The sequence below is a fragment of the Olivibacter sp. SDN3 genome (assembly GCF_014334135.1).
Taxonomy (GTDB): domain Bacteria; phylum Bacteroidota; class Bacteroidia; order Sphingobacteriales; family Sphingobacteriaceae; genus Olivibacter.
In genome coordinates this window covers 1,211,868-1,230,727 of record NZ_CP060497.1, presented here as the reverse complement: position 1 = coordinate 1,230,727, position 18,860 = coordinate 1,211,868, and the positions used below count along the sequence as shown (strand labels likewise).

Below are 18,860 nucleotides of genomic sequence, written 5' to 3'. Positions count from 1 at the left end.
ACATTCGCTGTTTTTCATGAAAGCCTATCCCCATCTATAAGTCAAGTAATGATGTGTGGTTCGCCATTTACCTCGGTCAAACATAATTTATTTTTTGCAGATAAGAAAGCCGTTTAACAATTTTTCAATTGTTTCTAAAAATATCTGTTTACCATGATGATGAGGCATCGATCTCTATCGATGGTAAAGCTTTAAGAAAGGGAGAAGACGAGTTTTATATTGATATAAAGGGGAGCGCGTTAGATAACATCAATAGTCAATGGCCGCTAATGCTTTTGCTAGATCTTCTGTTGTATTAAAGAAATGGAACCCTATCCTTACGCCTCTCCCCCGGCGTACACAGACAATATTGGCTTGCTGTAACCGTTGATAAGTAGTTTCATCAATGGAGAGATTGAATATAGAAGAGTGTGTCTCTCGTTTGATGACAGCGTTGGTAAGAAGGCCCCGTTCCGTAAAGGCAATTTTTGCCTGTTCTGCCAGCGAGCTTATATGTTGTTCAATATCCCGCATCCCTATCCGCTCAAACGCCAAAACAGCTTGCTGTAGGGTGCCGTAAATGAGAGTGTCTTGATGCCCAGGTTCAAAGAGAAGCGTCAGTAAGCCCTTATCTTTCAGGAAAGGAGCCATTGGTTTAGGATGTTTTTGTGCTTGCGTATATAGTCGCTCTAGAAGAGCTGCTTTTAGAAAGATAAACCCGCTGCCATAGCCTGCCATCATCCATTTGTAACCGCTGCCAGCTAGGACATCTAATCCGGAAGCACTGAAATCAAATTTCCGTGTGCCACAAAATTGTGTGCCATCGGCTATCAGTAAAAGCTCTGGATAGGTTTCCTTCAATTGCTTGATAAATGTTAAATCAATAGCAATTCCACTAATATATTGTACCAGGCTAAAAGCGAATACCGTTGGTTTAAATGTTTCAATTTGTGCAAGAATGTCTTGTTCGAGGTGCTCACTTACGGCAACATGTGTACAGGTGAAGCCCCTGCTCTCCACGGGATAGTTTACCGAAGGATAGTCTTCCTGTAACAGTAGAAACCGTTCCTCTTTTGACAACCCTTCCAACAGCGTATTAAAACCAAAAGAAAAATTCGGTATCAGAAACGTATTCGAAGCATCTGCCTGAAAGAAGTTGGCCAATGTTTCTTTCACACCGTACAAGAAGCCGTCAAAATTATCTCTAAAGAAATACCCCCTACGAAAAAAATCCTCATCATGTTGTCTTCGCCACGTTAAAATATCTTTCGATAAAAGACCTGAGGTTGGTGTGTTAAGATAGGTGCTATTATTTAATGGGGGGTATTGCTCGTGTAGTTGCATATTTTCAAACTTAGATAAATTTGCTTTTATATGCAATATAATTGGTTTGCACATATCGGCAAAGCTAGCTTGAACGTAATCGAAAAGAACGGTTGTGAAAAAAGTAATTACTGGTATTTACGTTAAAGGTGTTCATGAAAGCTACGCTTTTTATCAGTTTCTCCTCTGCCACTAAGGGATCTTTTATAAAGGGAATATATTTGATTTCATGAGTACAAACGTCAGTGGGAGATCATTAAAATAAAACCCGGTAAACTGGGTATACCGAGAATTGTTTACCCTGTGTAAAGATGCGTCAAGCAAGAAAATAATTATATTAAGCGTATCAATTTTGAAAATTAAACAACTATTTTTGCATAGTGTATATAAAACACTAAGCAACATATGGATAAAAAACTACTTCCACTAACATTAGGTGGCTTAGGAATAGGGGTTACCGAGTTCGTAATGATGGGACTACTGCCTGATATAGCGCGGGATCTAGTGGTTTCTATTCCGCAGGCAGGTTATTTGATTTCTGCTTATGCCTTGGGCGTCGTAATAGGAGCGCCATTATTGGTAGCTATTGCCGGTAAATATCCGCCTAAAAATATTCTGATTGCATTAATGGTGATGTTTACCGTATTCAATGCATTTTCAGCCTTTGCGCCGGATTTTAACTCGTTGTTTATTGCTCGCCTACTATCCGGATTACCTCACGGCGCATTTTTTGGTGTAGGGTCAGTAGTTGCCAGTAAGATCGCAAAACCAGGTAAAGAAGCTCAGGCGGTTTCGCTGATGTTTTTAGGACTCACCATTGCAAATATAGCAGGTGTGCCTCTTGGAACTTATATCGGACATCATTTCTCTTGGCGTTTTTCTTTCGCTATTGTGGTATTTGTTGGATTGATTACGATATTTAGTTTGAAGGCCCTGCTTCCGGCGCTATCTGCAAATAAAGAACGTAATTTAAAGAATGAACTTGGCTTTTTTAAAAAGACCGAAGCCTGGCTGATTATCCTGATGATTTCTATTGGTACCGGTGGATTGTTTTGCTGGTACAGCTATATTGCTCCTATGATGACTTCCATAGCGGGTTTTGCGGAAGAATCGGTAACCTATATACTTATCTTAGCCGGTGTTGGTATGATGGTGGGAAATTTAATAGGAGGTTACCTCGCAGATAGATTTTCGCCGGGAAAGGCCTCTGTGGCCTTGCTGTTGATGATGACAGCAACATTGATTGTCGTGCATTTTGTCTCTTTCGATCCTACTATGGCATTGATCATGACTTTTGTTACGGGAGCTGTGGCTTTTGCGTTGGCTGCGCCTATACAAATGCTGATGATTAATACAGCCAAAGGCGCTGAAATGATTGCTGCTTCTGTTAGCCAGGCGAGCTTCAATATTGGCAACGCGCTAGGTGCCTTTTTGGGAGGGCTCCCTTTGGTATTTCACTTTGATTATACCTGGCCTGCTATTGTTGGAGCTGCGATGGCCTTCGTCGGGGCGATTTTTGCGTTTATTTTTAATAGGAAAAGGGCCGTTGGCAGGGCTTCCCTGGTTTCTTCCAATACGATAATTGATGAAGAAAACGTGTTGATCGACTGCAATAACATGAGCTGCGAAGTGTAGATCGACTGATCATAGTTTGCCGGGAAATGATCCATAAACATTTTTAAATACCGCTTGTTAAGGATAGATTATATATTATTTACTAAGCCAACACATCATGTCTAACAAAATAGGATGGATCGGCCTTGGGAAAATGGGTTTCCCTATGGCCAACAATCTTCTAAAAGGAGGATATTCGCTTTATGTGTACAATAGAACCTCTTCGAAAGCAGATGCTTTGGTTAATGAGGGCGCAGTTTTAGCAGAAAGTATACCCGTGTTATGTGAGGAAAGTGACATCATATTTACTATGTTGTCAGACGATCAGGCGGTAAAAGGGGCTTATTTAGGTGAAGGAGGATTGTTAAACGGCAAGGTCGGCGGTAAGCTTTTTATTAACATGAGCACCGTTTCGCCTCGTACTTCGGCCGAGCTTCAGGAAATGAGTGAAGCGGTGGGTGCCCGTTTTTTGGAGGCTCCTGTTTCCGGAAGTGTAAAGCCTGCAGAAGATGGAACACTACTCATTTTGGTAGGTGGGACGGCAGATGACTTTCGTGCGGCTCAGCCGATTTTTGAGAAGTTGGGAAAAATGGCTGTTCATCTCGGATCGGTAGGGGCGGGTTCTTCGGCCAAACTGGCTATCAATTACTTCCTGGCATTGACCTTGCAGGGATTGGCAGAAACAGTGCTTTTCGCTAAACAGCAAGGCATAAATGCGGAAGATATGCTGCGTATAGTAAATGAAGGTGCCTGCGGCAGTGCGATCACTAAGCTAAAAACGCCCACTATCGCATCGAACGAATATCCCACAGCCTTTGCACTTAAGCATATGGCAAAGGACCTACGCTTGGCACGGGAACAGGGGATTAGTTTTCCTTTGGCAGGCCCTTTGGCAGACACCTATAAGCAGGCCCTCGATGATGGGTTGGGCGATGAGGATGTGATGGCCATTATTAAATACTTGGAGCGAAGTTAAACTACTAAACAATTATTACACGGATACCTGATGAACACACAGCCAAATAATCCTTTACATGGCATAACCTTAGAAAAGATTGTAATACAACTCTATGAACATTATGGATGGAAAGAGTTGGCTCAGATTTTACGCCTCAATTGTTTTGCCAATAATCCGACAGTGAAGTCGAGCTTGACCTTTCTAAGAAGGACTCCCTGGGCTAGGAAAAAAGTAGAAGACCTTTACTTGCTCACGTTTAATAATGATTGAGGTATGCCAGAAAGGTATTTAGCTCCAGTTAATTTTTTCGGGAGTTAATGGTAATTCCCTGATTCTCGTATGGGTAATATCATAGATGGCATTCGCAATCGCGGCTGCCGTAGGTCCTTGAGCTGCCTCACCCGCACCTAAGGGGGGCTCTTCAGGTCTGTCTAGAACCATGACTTCTAATGCAGGTACGTCAGAAAAACGCATGATGGGGTAGGTATCCCAGGTGTCGCTTGTAACCCCTTTGGCAGCATAGTTTACCTGCTCAAACATTGACCAGCTAGCCGATTGTATCATGCCCCCTTCTGTTTGGTTTTTCAACCCATCGGGATTAATGGCCTGACCTGCATCAATAGCTCCCGTCAATTTACGTAATCTGTAATGTTGTTTTTTTTCGTCAATTTGCACTTCGGCAACAACTGCAAAATAGGCCGCATGGTTTTTATATTTTGCAAATGCAAGCCCATAACCCACCTTGGGGTTTTTAATTAAACCGTTCCAATTTACTTTTTTAGCTACTGCTTTTATTACGGCAATGGCTCTAGGGTCTGCCAGATGTTCCAACCTGAAATCTAGAGGATCTTTTTTTGCTAAGAAAGCTAATTCATCTATGAAAGATTCCAAAGCAAAGATATTGGCATATGCTCCTAAACTACGCAATGCGGAAGTTCGTAAAGGGCCTTCATAGGCATGCGCGGTAATTTTTATGTTTGGAATCTCGTAATACGGCGTGGCATTGCGGTAGGCGCCGCCAGAAATACCTCCCTCTTTTAGTATGCGCGGAGGGTCCATTTGCTGGCCGGTAAGAGTATGGGTGGCTCTGCCACTGGGCCGGGTACTGTGGGTGTCAGACCATAAATTGGTTTGCCAGGAATCTATTTTACCATCCTCTTTGAGTGCTGCTTGTATTTTAACAATCATAGCAGAGCCATAAGGCTCCCACTGATGTTCATCTTCCCGCATCCATTGTAAGCGAATAGGCTTGCCTGGAACGTGATACGCTATCAGAGCAGCATCGGTTGCAACGTCGTCTGCCCCATTGTGACCATAGCAGCCAGAACCCGGAACGCCAATAGCCCGTATTTTTTCTTCTGGAACGGATAGTAGATCAGCTAGTGTTTTTCTTAATGGATAAACTCCCTGGCTGTGTGTCCATACAGTAAGTTGTTCTGATTGCCATTGAGCGATCGCACATGAAGGGCCAATAGAAGCGTGCATATGATAGGGCCTCTTATAAAGTGCTTCGTAATTTTTTGACGGATTAACTGTATTGCCACTGCTGTCCGAAAGCTCTTCTACAACTTTACGCTCTCCGGTATACTGTAACATGTCGTCATATAACCGTGCTTGGTCCGGAAGTGGTTCATCTACCTTCCATTTACATTCCTTCCGTAGAAAATGCCAGGCTTTTACAGCAGTATATTCTTCCTGAGCAAGTACCGCTAAGAAGTTGCCACTCTTTACTAGATCAACTACACCGGCCATGGCCATCACTGTTTCCTCGGGTACGGCCGTAAGTATTGCTTTATAAGAAGGAGGTCTTATTACTCGGGCATGTAACATTTCAGGAAGCTTCATATCGTGTACATAAAACGAGGTCCCCGTGGCCATAGCAATCAAATCATCACGGGGCTCGGCCTTACCTACAAGTTTGTATGTGTTCGGGTGTTTAAGAGGAGCTTTTCCGGTTATCTTTCCCTCCACCTTCTCGCCTCGCAAAACATCCCAATAGGTGGTCGCATGCTTTTCATTATCAGCTAATTGTATGTTTCCGTCGTAAATGGCCAGCTTTTCAATGGGGCTTTTAAGTTTCTCAGCTGCTAGATGGAGCAGCACTTGACGCGCTTCTGCGGCAGCCTTTCTAATGGCCATACCGCTACCTTCGATGGATCCACTGCCAGCTGTATAACGTTCGTCTGGTGTTTGTCCGGTGTCTGCAATGACAATGCGAACACGCTCAATGGATACATCGAGTTCCTCGGCGGCTATTTGTTTCAATGCTGTCTTAATGCCTTGACCTAGTTCCATCTTGCCCGTAAAGATGGTGACAAAACCTGTCGTATCTAAGCGTATCCAGGCGTCAATGAGGTCACTGTCAATAGGAAATAGCTGCTGAACAGCAGAACGGGAAGAACTTGCCCCACTGGTACAGAAAGTAAAGGGTAGCAGGTTAAAACCTAGTAGCAAATGACCTGTACTTTTTAAGAAGGACTTCCTATTCATAACCTTTTTATCTTTTTTGAGGCGCGCTTCACTGCCCGGATCATACGTGCATGAGTTCCGCAGCGGCAAAGCACACGCTGTAAGGCTATTTTGATCTCATGCTCATCTGGTTCCGGATTTTTTTCTAACAAAGCGCTGGCGGACATAATCATACCATTTAAACAATAGCCGCATTGCGCTGCCTGTTCTTCTATAAATGCTTCCTGTACAGGGTGCAGCTTAGTAGGGTCTCCCAGTCCTTCTAAAGTAGTAATCTTCATTTTTTCGAAAGAGTCGCAAGGTCTTACACAAGAGGGCATGGCAACGCCATCCATTAACACCATGCACGAACCGCAGCGCTCAATACCACATCCGAACTTCGGACCGTTCAAGCTTAAGTTATTTCTGAGGGCATAAAGTAAAGGTGTGCTAGGATCAATATCAATTGCTTCCTCTTTGCCATTGATATGCAAATTGATGATAGCCATTTTTTGGTGATTTATTACTAATTTTATTGGTTTCTGTTCAGAAAGTCTGCCCCTCAAGATAAGATGACAGAAAAACAACCGCTCTTCATTTATGATGAGGAGCTTGTATAAAATTAGAACTGATTTTTAAGACATTTGTTTTATGATCGTTTAAAGAAATTCAAAAAAATAGATTAGGTTTGAAGGAAACCAATAAAAAGTTATCAATGCAAAAGATAAAAACAGCTTTATTATCATATGGTATGTCGGGAAGCGTGTTCCACGCGCCTTTTGTTGATTTACATCCGAATTTTGACCTTGCAGGGGCCTGGGAGCGGAGCAAAAAGCTCATTCAAAAAGATTATCCGGAAGTGACTAGCTACCCTTCTTTGGAAAGCGTTTTGGAAGATGAGTCTATTGTACTGGTCGTTGTAAATACACCAACTGGCACACACTATGAATTCACTAAAAAAGTACTGGAGGCAGGAAAACATGCTGTAGTCGAAAAAGCTTTTACCATTACCGCCGCGGAAGCACAGGAGCTGGCAATATTAGCTGGGAGTAAGGGACTAAAGCTCGCGGTCTTTCAGAACCGTCGTTGGGATAGTGACTTTAAAACCGTGAAAAAGGTTGTGGAATCGGATATGTTGGGCGAGATTGTAGAGGCTACGTTTTCCTATGAAGCCTATCTTCCGAAGTTGAATACGAAAGCTCATCTGGAAGAACCGTCGCCAGCAGCTGGTTTGATCCGTGATCGCGGGCCGCATATGATAGACCAGGCACTTTGTATTTTTGGCTATCCAAATGCGGTATTTGCGGACTTGGGCATTATGCGCACGGACTCCAGGGTAAACGATTACTTTGAGTTAATTTTGTATTATTCGGATAAGAGAGTACGGTTAAAGGGAGGCTTTTTAGCTCGTGAAATGGCTCCTTCTTATATTGTACATGGGAAAAAGGGTTCGTTTTTGAAAAGTAGGGCCGATCAACAGGAAAATCGTCTTTTGGCAGGTGAAAAACCGAACAATAGTGATTGGTGTGAAGAGCCTGAAAGCGAGAGGGGGATACTGCATGCAGAAAGAAAAGGTGAAGCATTCAAAGAGCTTGTGCCTACCGAAAAGGGTAACTATATCGATTTTTATGAAGGTGTTTTTCGGGCTATTACGGATGATAAACCCGAGCCGGTTACGCCAGATGAAGGCGTACAGACAATGAAAATCATTGAAGCAGCGATTGCAAGTGATGAACAGAAAGCGGTAATCGAACTCGCTTAGCATGGATTGAAAATGACATCACGCTTAGAATAATGATTTGTTAAACAGTTATCTTCGGTAATTCGTTAATGAATTAAGAATTAATAAATATAGGAGGGTGGTACAATGAGAGGTTTCCGTTTTACAGAATTCCAACCTAACGAAATGCCCAAGGGTGGTTTTGATGCGTTGTTCAAACTTTTTACTCAATTGTTGAATTACACAGCTGGCGACGCTGGAGAGGCGTTAGCGTGGATGAATGAGTTGGATAAGCAGTATAACCTAACTAACGACGATTACGGCATGGGAGACTTTATCGAGGATTTAAAGAATAAAGGGTATTTAACGACCGAGTCTAATGATGGTAGTTTTCAGATTACCGCAAAGACGGAACAAACCATCCGGCAAGCTGCCTTGGAAGAGATTTTTGGTAAGCTTAAGAAATCCGGTAAAGGAAACCACAACAGTAACCGTAGTGGAATAGGAGAAGAGAAAAATGCAGATCGCAGAGCATACCAGTATGGGGATAGCTTAGACCAAATTGATATGACCGCTTCTATTCATAATGCGCAGATCAACCATGGATTGAATAATTTCACGCTGACCGAACGTGACCTGGAAGTGGAGGAACGTGATTATAAGACATTAACTTCTACCGTACTCATGATTGATATATCACACAGCATGATCCTGTATGGTGAGGATAGGATAACGCCTGCTAAGAAAGTAGCTATGGCCTTGGCCGAGTTAATAAAAACAAGATATCCCAAGGATACCTTGGATATTGTTGTTTTTGGTAATGATGCCTGGCCTATAACGTTAAAAGATCTTCCGTACCTGCAAGTAGGGCCTTATCATACCAATACTTTTGCAGGTCTTGAGCTGGCAACGGATCTGTTGCGCCGACGTAAGACGCATAATAAACAGATTTTTATGATAACTGACGGCAAACCTACTTGTTTAAAAGAAGGGGGAAAATATTATAAAAATAGCATGGGCCTAGATAGAAAAGTAGTAAATAAGACACTTACCATGGCGGCGCAATGTAAACGCTTGAATATTCCGATCACTACTTTTATGATTGCTCGCGACCCATATTTGCAGCAATTCGTTAGACAGTTTACGCAAGTAAACGGAGGAAAGGCTTTTTATAGTTCTTTGAGTGGGTTGGGTGAGTATATATTTGAAGACTATATCAGCAATAGAAGAAGGACAGTGCGATAGGATGTTAGCAAAATGAATAAAAAAATATTTATGGCAACAATAAAAACGTTAGGTGAATTAAAAGCTTCCGGATATAAAAGCCGATCAGTAAAAGACGAGTTAAGGGAAAATTTAATTAAACAACTACAAAAGAATAGAGCGGATTTTGAAGGGGTTTTAGGTTACGATGAAACAGTTATACCTGAGTTGCATACAGCAATTCTCTCTCGCCATAATATACTGCTATTAGGGTTACGTGGGCAGGCTAAAACCCGGATAGCACGACTAATGGTAAATTTATTGGATGAGTATGTTCCTTACATCGAGGGAAGTGAGATCTTCGACGATCCGTTGAGTCCAATATCTTGGTACGCCAAGCATGAAATTGAAAACAAAGGTGATAATACAGCCATTGCCTGGCTGCATAGAAGTGAACGGTATACGGAAAAACTGGCAACGCCGGATGTTACGGTGGCTGATTTAGTGGGAGATGTAGATCCTATAAAAGCCGCAACGCTAAAACTGACCTATAATGATGAGCGCGTGATCCACTTTGGATTGATTCCGCGGGCACACCGAGGGATTTTTGTTATTAACGAACTCCCCGATTTACAGGCTCGCATACAGGTAGCTCTCTTTAATATGTTACAGGAAAGGGACATACAGATTAGGGGCTTTAAATTACGCTTACCTCTGGACATCGAGTTTGTTTTTACCGCTAATCCGGAGGACTATACCAATAGGGGGTCCATTGTAACTCCATTAAAAGATCGAATTGAAAGCCAGATACTCACGCATTATCCAAAAGACATCGAAACTTCTAAAAGCATCACTTTGCAGGAAGCACGATTATCGGCAGCCCAAAAAGCAAGTATTGAGGTAGACGGTTTGTTAAGGAATTTAATCGAACAAGTGGCCTTTGAAGCAAGGAAAAGTGAGTTTATCGATCAAAAATCTGGAGTTTCTGCTCGATTGACCATCGCTGCTTACGAAAATCTAGTGAGTACGGCTGAGCGAAGGATGCTGATCAACAAAGAAAAAAGCACCGTAGCGAGAATAGCAGACCTAGCAGGTATTATTCCAGCTATTACCGGGAAAATAGAATTGGTATATGAAGGCGAACTGGAGGGACCTCTTCATGTGGCCAATAAGCTCATTGGAAGCGCAATAAAAAACGTGTTTGCGCAGTATTTCCCCGATCCGGAGAAAATAAAGAAAAATAAAAACGCAACAAACCCCTATGTTGAAATAGTCGATTGGTTTACCAATGGAAATAGGCTGGACATTACGGATGCGGTTACTGACGGAGAATATGGACGATTGTTGAAACACGTACCCGGATTAGAAGGTGTAACAAAAGAGTTCCATAAAAAGCTAACAGATAATCAAACACTTTTACTGATGGAGTTTGTGTTACACGGCCTTGCTGAATTTTCTCAGCTGAATAAAAGTTACCTAAATGGTGGATTTGGATTTTCTGACATGTTCGGAAGTTTGTTCAATGCTAGCTTTGATAATGATGCAGATGACCTCGCCGATGACGATTTTATATAACAGCCATAGCGTAAATAGTTAAGACTTTTGTTGTTTTATTTAAAATAATTCTAAACAACTATTGACAAGTTGTTGAACAAATTGTACGTTTGTGCGAAACTGTTTAATAAGAATTATTCTAAATAAATTGAAAAAGCTTTTAATTATCAGCCTATTGCTAATCATTAGCAGTGCAAATGCACAAAATGTTTCAGGAATTACCATTAGGGGTACCGTTCGAAATCGCTCAGATGAGCCTATCTCGGGGATTTCTGTTTGGATAAAGGGTACTAAAATCGGTGCCAAAACAGAAATTGATGGCAAATACGAGATTTCAGGCTTAAAAGAAGGAGATTACACCTTAGTATTATCCGCAGTTGGTGTGCAGCAACAAGAAAGGGCCATTCGTCTAGTAGGAAGAAACGATGTTATTGAAGACTTTTACGTGGATGCGACGAATGAGCAGTTGGAGGAGGTAATTGTATCTTCTCATAAAAAACAATATAAAGTCGATACACTGTCTCCCGATTTACGCTTAAATACGCCATTAATCGAGGTTCCTCAGAACATACAGGTAATCACAGCGAAAACCTTAGCGGATCAACAGGTAATCAGTATGAGCGACGGCGTGTTGCGAAATTTCAGTGGGGCTATCCGAAAAGAACATTGGAGCGACTTATATACCAATGTCAATGCCAGGGGTTCACGCCTAGCTGCATTTCGTAACGGTATGAATGTAACTGGATCATGGGGGCCGCTGACAGAAGATATGAGTTTCGTGGAAGCTATAGAAATTGTAAAAGGGCCATCAGGTTTTATGATGTCCAATGGGGAGCCGAGCGGTATCTATAATGTGGTAACGAAGAAACCAACCGGCAGAGATTTTAATGGGGAGGCTACCTTTAATTTAGGCAGTTTCGATCTTTATCGTACAACTTTGGACCTTGATGGTAAGATCAATGACTCAGGGAAATTATTGTACAGACTGAACCTGATGGGACAAACGAAAAACTCGTTTCGTGCCTATGAATATAGTGATCGTTACAGTATTGCGCCAGTATTAATGTATAAGGTCAATGATCAAACGACCTTAACCGCCGAATATACTTATCAGCATGCGAAGATGTCAGATGTTGGTTCCGCATATGTTTTTGGTCATAATGGTTATGCAAGTCTGCCTCGGGAGTTTACCATGGCCGATCCAGGCCTACCGCCTACTATCATCAATGATCACAGTGCCTTCGTAACCTTAGATCATCAGATTGACCGCAACTGGAAGCTGACGGCAAAAGGAGCATATTTTAATTACTACCAAAAAGGTACATCGCTGTGGCCAGATGAGGTGAATGAAGATGGTACCATTTTAAGAAGTGTTGGTGTTTGGGAAGCTGCTAGCGAGTATAGGTTCGGACAGGTTTACCTAAATGGGGATGTGACCACTGGTAAAGTACGGCATCGTATACTGGGGGGACTTGATTTAGGGACTAAGCATTATATCGCAGATTGGGGGCAGTCGCATGCTTTGGATTCTGCGGGGGAGGGGCTGTTTAATGTAAATGCTCCGGTATATGGCGCTCCGGTAAATGGCTATCCAAATTTTGATTATGATACACCTCTGCAATCGCGGGGAACCGGCGGAATGATTGACCAAAGTTATTCAGGGATATATGTGCAGGACGAACTGGGATTTTTCGAAAATCGTATACGCCTGACATTAGCTGGACGGTATACCTATGTTAAGCAATCAAGTTATGGTGCCGAGCCTATCACAGAAAAAAAATTCACACCTAGATTTGGACTCAGTGCAACGATTGCCAAAGCGACAACAGCATATGCTTTATACGACCAAACATTTATTCCACAGGCGGCGAGAATGAGAAGTGGAGATGCGCCGAAACCGATTACCGGAAATAATATGGAGCTGGGATTAAAAAGAGATTGGCTGGACGGAAAAATTAATACGACCTTATCGGCTTATCGTATCCTGAAGAATAATACACTGACACAAGACCCAAACAATAATCCAAACGAAAGCTTTGTAATAGATATCGGACAGACCCGAACCGATGGTATTGAGTTTGATGTACGGGGAGAACTTGTAGAGGGATTCAATGTGATATTGAATTATGCTTATACCAATTCGGAGATTTCTAAGGCGAGTGAAACCGCACCGATACAGTCGCAAGTTGGGACCAAGGTTCCAGGCTACGCGCAACAGGTAGCAAATGCTTGGTTAGGCTATGAAATTCAACGAGGACCATTGAAAGGTATTGGTATTTCCGGCGGATTTGAATATCAAGTAGATCGCCGTACCTGGAGCTGGGATGGAGCGGAAGGAGTTATTCCGTTGCCTGACTATTTTAAATTGGATGGGGGAATATTTTGGACAAAAAATAATATACGTGTAACCGCTAATGTATACAATATCCTTGATGAATACCTATACCTTGGGACACCATATCTAGATTATTACTATTGGCAGGCCGAAGCGCCACGTAATTATCGCTTAGGTGTTGCTTATAGTTTCTAAAACGTCTTTAGATAATACTAATTTTACGGTCGTCAGTGAAATGCTGATGGCCTTTATTATTTCTTCAGGCAATTTCTTCAGGGTTTTTCCTCCTTTCGAAACTATAAATCAAATAAAAAAGTGACGGTAAAATAAAAACACTGCCTATCATCAACGCCCAAGCCAGGGCTTCAATAGTTTTATCCAATCCAGCATCATCCAATAAGGATAGTGCTGTATCGTCTTTTAGCAAGACGATATTCGGAAAATGTACATAAGTTGCCGCTAATAAAATCATACTTATTTGAAATCCAGCTAGTAGCCGGATAAGGACAGGTCTATTTTTGTCTAGAGAAAACCAAAGTGCTAGCAAAGAGATACTCGCTAACGCAATGGCAATACTTCCTACCCATTGACCAAAAATCCATTCTACTAAGGGGATCCCCTCATATTGCGCAGCGGCAAAAACAAGTCCGCCAGAAAAGAAGGCGGCAATAATCATCCTTTTTGACATACGGATAAAATGTTGTCTATCGGCCACAGTATTCACTTCTCCAATGATGTAAATAGCTGCCAAAAAACCACAAATACATACCGTGAAGAGACCTACAGACAAACCGAAGCTATTCAACCAACTGTACAGGTAGGCTGAAAGAAAGTCGCCTGCATTCGGATCAATTTGTCCGCTGACCGTGCTCGCAGCTATGATGCCTAAGAAAAAGGGAGTTATAGCACTGGAGTATACAAATATCCTATTATAGATGTTCTGCATATGATCGTCAACAGCGTCGTAATTACGAAAGACAAAGGCGGTTCCGCGGGCAATGATGCCGAGCAGCATAGCGGTTAACGGTATATGCACAAAAACAGACATGGTTGTGTAAATCTTCGGAAAGCCAACAAATAGAATAACAATAGCAATGATCAACCACATATGGTTGGCCTCCCAAATCGGGCCTATGGCACGATACATGGTAGATCGGGTCTTGGTGCGGTTTTCACGGTTGGTAACCAACTCAATGACACCGGCACCGAAATCTGCTCCACCCAAAAGAAGATAAAGCCAGATGGAAGCCCATAGAAAAGCAATTACTACATATAGCATTTTTTCTAGTATTTATGAGGTGTTTTGTCTTCGGTAACATCGTATAGTTTACCTACCATTTTTATCTGCCGATACAATAAAAAAACCACAATACACGATAAAGAAATATAAACCATGGTAAACAGATAAAAGGAATAGACTATACCTGGCATGGGTGTTACCGCATCGACCGTAAGCATAATACCGTTAATAATCCAGGGTTGCCTTCCGATTTCTGTGACCATCCATCCAGCCTCAATAGCGATAAAACCCAAAGGAATTGTCGCAACAAAAAGGTGTAATAACCATCTGCTTTTAAGCCAGTTTTTCTGCCTCCATAAGGCGATAAAATAGATGATGGATAATGCCATCATCAGCATACCTAAACCCACCATTACTTGAAAGGAATAATGGGTAATGGCAATTGGGGGGTGATGTTCCTTCGGAATACGATCTAAACCGATCACTTCTGCATCACTATCGCCATGCGCCATCCAACTGAGCAAGCCAGGGATTTTAACCGCATATTTTACCTCAGCGGTTTGTGCGTTAACCAATCCGCCAACAATCAAAGGCGCATTACGTTCTGTGTGAAAATGTGCTTCCATAGCAGCTAGTTTAGCTGGTTGCCTTTTTGCCACATCCTTAGCGGAAATATCTCCACTCAATGGTTGAAGAACTGCCGCAATGGTCGCAAAGATGGCAGCAATCCGAAAGGCTTTCTGATGGAATAAGATATGCTTACCTTTTAATATCATGAGCGCGTGTACGCCGGCGACGGCAAAGCCGGTAGCTACAAAAGCCGCGATAGTCATATGAAGTGCCTGTGAAAACCAAGCACCGTTAAACATGGCTTTGATTGGATCTATATTAAGATATTGCCCATTAATGTAATCAAATCCTGCCGGACTGTTCATCCATGCGTTGGCAGATACCACCAATATACCGGAAGCTAAACCGCTTATACCCACTACTACACCGGTAAACCAATGAAACCAGGGATTAAACTTATCCCAACCATATAAGAAAAAACCTAAGGCAATTGCCTCGATAAAAAATGCTGTGCCCTCTAAGGAAAAGGGCATGCCAAATATAGGACCGGCATGCTCCATGAAAGTTGGCCAAAGCAGCCCTAATTCAAAAGACAATACGGTGCCAGATACCGCTCCGGTTGCAAAAAAGATAGCAACCCCCTTACTCCAGGCTTTGGTGACATTCTTATAAACAGGCTCGCTAGTTTTTAACCACTTATAATGAGCAATAGCCATGAAGAACGGCATGACCATACCAATACAGGCAAAAATAATGTGAAAGCCTAGGGAAAGGGCCATTTGTGAGCGAGCGGCTAAGAAATCGTCCATATCGACTTTTCTTTTAAGAGTAAAAAGAAGTAATTATGGCAAAGATAGGGCTTATTAAAAGCATAATAGCAAGCAAAAAAATAGATTTATCAAGAAATCTTTATTTAGAACGAGTTTTGATAATATTGTTGATACATTTGGTAATGCCCTTTGATTAAGGCTTTCTCCGAATGGTGTAAGGTGTAAGTAATGTTTAGTTCCTGAAGTGCCAATCCATAATACGGAGCTAATGCTGAAGAAGTAACTAAATGGTATTGGCATGACGGTTGTACTTGCAGTAAATCTTTTAATTCGGTGCCGATTACAAGACCACTTAGATAAAAATAATTCTCCTCTTTTGTGTGTTTTTGAAAGATGTCTGCTGTGCGCACCTGGAAAACTTCATGGAGAAAATTGCGATGCAGGCCATGCTTTACACCTTTTTGAAAGCTTGATTGATGGGAAAGGTGTTTAAAGGTCTCGGCTGTTTTGAGCGAATGCTGCAGGATACTTTTAGTGGATAAAAGTTCAAAAAATTCTCCGGTCAGATACGTTTTAAAAGATATGGCCTCTTGCTGTTCTACGAAAATATGCTTCGAATGGGTGCCCGGAATGATGAAGCAATGGAAGCCATCTCTGTTGGTTAAGGTGTCAAAAGCTCCCATCAATTGTGTTTCCTCTCCACGTATAACGTCAGTGTCTGTACATACGCCCGAAATAACTAAACCTTTCAGTTGACCATAGGAGAAATGATCGATCAGTAAATTGCTTCCATTCATATTGAAAGGAAGCGGTTTATAATCAATAGGCTTAAATCCAATATTAGCAGAAGCCATACCTGATACGAGGATAGGCACATCATAAAGTGCAAGCTTTAGTTTTTTTGACAGCGCATCCAAGTGTTTAATTAATACATCACAAAAGAACTTTTCACGGTTTTTTTCTGATTTTGACGTTTTTTTCCACTGGATATTGATTCGTTGAATACCCCAATCTGAGGCCTCTTCGCCTAAAACCTCCAGGTCTTCGGTTCCTATGACCCTTAATCGGAAGTTGGTGGTGCCCCAATCACAACTAATAAATAGTATCTTTTTGCTCATGCTGTTGCTTTTATACGTCCTACTAAAAAAATATAAGAGAGCGCTCCAAGCAAAGCCATTGCCGCAACGAAGGTTAATGCAGGTTCAAAGTTTCCATCCCGCACCAAATATCCGATAACAAGTGGAACGATAATAGAAGCTGTTGCTCCAATAAAATTAAATACGCCTCCCGTTAAACCGATTAAGTCTTTAGGTGCTAATGTAGATACAAAAACCCAGGTGATTGAAGCTAAGCCATTGCCAAAAAAGGCCAATGCGAGAAATAAAATAACAAAGAAGGTGCTGTCCACGAAATTTGCACCGATAATAAGTGTAGATAATAGGAGCCCAACAATAACAGGTGTCTTTCTTGCTATGTCAATAGAATAACCTTTTCTTATGAGCAAATCTGAGAAAAATCCGGCGCAGACAACTCCGATGAAAGCGGCTAGGAAAGGAGCTGAGGCAAGATAGCCGGATGATAAAAAATCAAGCCCTCTAAAAGTGACCAGATAGCTGGGGAACCACGTGAGAAAGAACCATAAAGTTGCATTAACGGCAAATTGGCCCAAATATATACCCCATAATTTTCGACTTGAGAGCACTTGTATAAAGTCTGTTCTCCGGAACTTTTTTTTAGCGGTATTGGCCGTATTTATGAGCCCGCCGCCATCTTGGATATAAGCGCGTTCGGCGTCATTAGCTAATGGATGTTTTTGAGGGTCACGGTACAGGACATACCATAAGACACCCCAGATAATGCCTACAGCGCCGGTTATAAAAAAGAGCCCCCTCCATCCGGCCAGGTGTTGAACAGCCATGAGTAAAGGCGTTAGAAAGGCTAAGCCAATAAATTGTCCCGAAGTATAAATGCCTATAGCCGTGGCACGTTCATGGTTTGGAAACCAAGAGGTTGCAATACGGTTGTTAATCGGGTAGGCAGGTGCTTCAAAGGCCCCAGTTAATAAGCGTAAACTGAACAATACCTGAAAAGTTCTGGTAAAGCCCTGTAATAAGGTCGCAACAGACCAGCTGATCAAGGAGAAGGTATAAAGCATGCGTGGTCCAAAGCGATCAACCAATAATCCACCGGGTATCTGGAGTAAGGTATAACTCCATCCAAAAGCAGAGAAAATTAATCCCAATTCAACAGTAGAGAACCCTAACTCCTTGCTCAGTATCGGTGCAGCTACCGAAATATTGCTGCGGTCCATATAATTAATAACAACGTTGATGAAGAGGAAAGCAAGTATAAGAAAACGTATGCGGCTGGCACTACCATTATTTTTTGTCATAATCTCAGGTTTGTTTATACATAACGGGGTTCATAAAGCTTCAGTATATGTGCAGCGCACAATATGGTATTATTTAGCGCCAAGTTTATGCAAAAGATCGGTATATTGCCGGGCTTTTAATTCGAGTTCGTGAAGGTTGCTGTCCGTGGTGCTGAAGTCCGAAGGTACAAGCGAACTGCCTATTCCAAAACCTACAGCACCGGCACGATGGAAGTCGGCGATGTTTTGTAAGTGAACACCTCCGGTTGGTAGTAAAGGAATGTGTGGCAAAGGGGCTTGGATATCAGCGATATAGGTAGCGCCTAACCGTGCCGGAAAAACCTTGATAATATCTCCGCCAACGTGATGCGCGAATTGAATTTCTGTTGCGGTAAAACCTCCCGGAATACTTGCTTTGCCCAGCTGTTTAGTGGTTTCAATGACGCCAACATCGACATTTGGCGACAGCATAAATTGTGCTCCTGCATGGACAGCTTCTTGTACACTTTTTTTACTCAAAACAGTTCCTGCACCGATGAGCAAGCGGTTTTCATAGGTGTCGCTAAGTTTTTCTATAAAGGACAATGCTCCTGGCGAATTAAGTGTGATCTCTAATGTCCGTATACCCGCTTGATAAAGCGTTTTGGCAATGGCAAGAACGGCTTCTTCTGAAAAATTTCCGCGAATAATGCAAATTAAACGATGGGTTAGTAAATGCTCAAGGGCAGTCATATGTCCGTTGTATGGTTTATGCGTTGAATATAATAATTTTCTG

At 42.1% G+C, this 18,860-nt stretch carries 15 protein-coding genes; 7 read left to right on the top strand and 8 right to left on the bottom strand.

The window, feature by feature from the left end:
- Positions 1–249: 249 nt before the first annotated feature.
- Positions 250–1,323 (bottom strand): aminotransferase class V-fold PLP-dependent enzyme, encoded by a 1,074-nt coding sequence (locus H8S90_RS04920; RefSeq protein ID WP_187341471.1) that lies wholly within the window; start codon positions 1,321–1,323, stop codon positions 250–252.
- Between the two features lie 384 nt (positions 1,324–1,707).
- Here H8S90_RS04920 and H8S90_RS04915 point away from each other — a divergent pair, with 384 nt between their 5' ends.
- The 3 genes from H8S90_RS04915 (at position 1,708) to H8S90_RS04905 (ending at position 4,144) form a co-directional block, all read left to right on the top strand.
- Positions 1,708–2,937 carry an MFS transporter gene (locus H8S90_RS04915; RefSeq protein WP_187341470.1) on the top strand — a complete coding sequence of 410 codons (1,230 nt, stop codon included), beginning with the start codon at positions 1,708–1,710 and terminating at the stop codon, positions 2,935–2,937.
- A 97-nt stretch (positions 2,938–3,034) separates the two neighbouring features.
- Positions 3,035–3,892 carry an NAD(P)-dependent oxidoreductase gene (locus H8S90_RS04910; protein ID WP_187341469.1) on the top strand — a complete coding sequence of 286 codons (858 nt, stop codon included), beginning with the start codon at positions 3,035–3,037 and terminating at the stop codon, positions 3,890–3,892.
- A 30-nt stretch (positions 3,893–3,922) separates the two neighbouring features.
- On the top strand, positions 3,923–4,144 hold the full coding sequence (locus H8S90_RS04905; RefSeq protein ID WP_187341468.1) for a VF530 family DNA-binding protein: 222 nt from the start codon (positions 3,923–3,925) through the stop codon (positions 4,142–4,144).
- An 18-nt stretch (positions 4,145–4,162) separates the two neighbouring features.
- On the opposite strand, the gene H8S90_RS04900 is transcribed toward H8S90_RS04905, so the two are convergent.
- The gene (locus tag H8S90_RS04900) at positions 4,163–6,364 is read right to left on the bottom strand and encodes a molybdopterin cofactor-binding domain-containing protein (protein WP_187341467.1); all 2,202 of its coding nucleotides are present in this window, start codon (positions 6,362–6,364) and stop codon (positions 4,163–4,165) included.
- Entirely contained in the window at positions 6,361–6,831 is a 471-nt protein-coding gene (locus H8S90_RS04895) for a (2Fe-2S)-binding protein (RefSeq protein ID WP_187341466.1), read from the bottom strand. Before H8S90_RS04895 ends, H8S90_RS04900 begins: the two co-directional genes overlap by 4 nt.
- A 206-nt stretch (positions 6,832–7,037) precedes the next feature.
- Between H8S90_RS04895 and H8S90_RS04890 the strand changes: the two genes are divergently transcribed.
- The 4 genes from H8S90_RS04890 (at position 7,038) to H8S90_RS04875 (ending at position 13,329) form a co-directional block, all read left to right on the top strand.
- Entirely contained in the window at positions 7,038–8,084 is a 1,047-nt protein-coding gene (locus H8S90_RS04890) for a Gfo/Idh/MocA family oxidoreductase (protein WP_187341465.1), read from the top strand.
- Between the two features lie 105 nt (positions 8,085–8,189).
- Positions 8,190–9,287: a VWA domain-containing protein gene (locus H8S90_RS04885; RefSeq protein ID WP_187341464.1), complete on the top strand. Its 1,098-nt coding sequence runs from the start codon at positions 8,190–8,192 to the stop codon at positions 9,285–9,287.
- Positions 9,288–9,317: 30 nt separating this feature from the next.
- On the top strand, positions 9,318–10,820 hold the full coding sequence (locus H8S90_RS04880) for a sigma 54-interacting transcriptional regulator (protein WP_187341463.1): 1,503 nt from the start codon (positions 9,318–9,320) through the stop codon (positions 10,818–10,820).
- Positions 10,821–10,947: 127 nt separating this feature from the next.
- Positions 10,948–13,329, top strand: a complete 2,382-nt coding sequence (locus tag H8S90_RS04875; protein ID WP_187341462.1) for a TonB-dependent receptor — start codon at positions 10,948–10,950, stop codon at positions 13,327–13,329.
- A 64-nt stretch (positions 13,330–13,393) separates the two neighbouring features.
- On the opposite strand, the gene H8S90_RS04870 is transcribed toward H8S90_RS04875, so the two are convergent.
- The 5 genes from H8S90_RS04870 to H8S90_RS04850 form a co-directional block, all read right to left on the bottom strand.
- On the bottom strand, positions 13,394–14,413 hold the full coding sequence (locus tag H8S90_RS04870) for a cytochrome d ubiquinol oxidase subunit II (RefSeq protein ID WP_187341461.1): 1,020 nt from the start codon (positions 14,411–14,413) through the stop codon (positions 13,394–13,396).
- Between the two features lie 5 nt (positions 14,414–14,418).
- Positions 14,419–15,753 (bottom strand): cytochrome ubiquinol oxidase subunit I, encoded by a 1,335-nt coding sequence (locus H8S90_RS04865; protein WP_187341460.1) that lies wholly within the window; start codon positions 15,751–15,753, stop codon positions 14,419–14,421.
- 104 nt (positions 15,754–15,857) lie between these two features.
- Entirely contained in the window at positions 15,858–16,832 is a 975-nt protein-coding gene (locus H8S90_RS04860) for a 2-dehydro-3-deoxygalactonokinase (RefSeq protein WP_187341459.1), read from the bottom strand.
- Positions 16,829–18,106 carry an MFS transporter gene (locus tag H8S90_RS04855; protein ID WP_187341458.1) on the bottom strand — a complete coding sequence of 426 codons (1,278 nt, stop codon included), beginning with the start codon at positions 18,104–18,106 and terminating at the stop codon, positions 16,829–16,831. The genes H8S90_RS04860 and H8S90_RS04855 overlap by 4 nt, the downstream gene beginning before the upstream one ends.
- A gap of 69 nt (positions 18,107–18,175) precedes the next feature.
- Positions 18,176–18,817 carry a bifunctional 4-hydroxy-2-oxoglutarate aldolase/2-dehydro-3-deoxy-phosphogluconate aldolase gene (locus tag H8S90_RS04850; protein ID WP_187341457.1) on the bottom strand — a complete coding sequence of 214 codons (642 nt, stop codon included), beginning with the start codon at positions 18,815–18,817 and terminating at the stop codon, positions 18,176–18,178.
- Positions 18,818–18,860 lie beyond the last annotated feature (43 nt).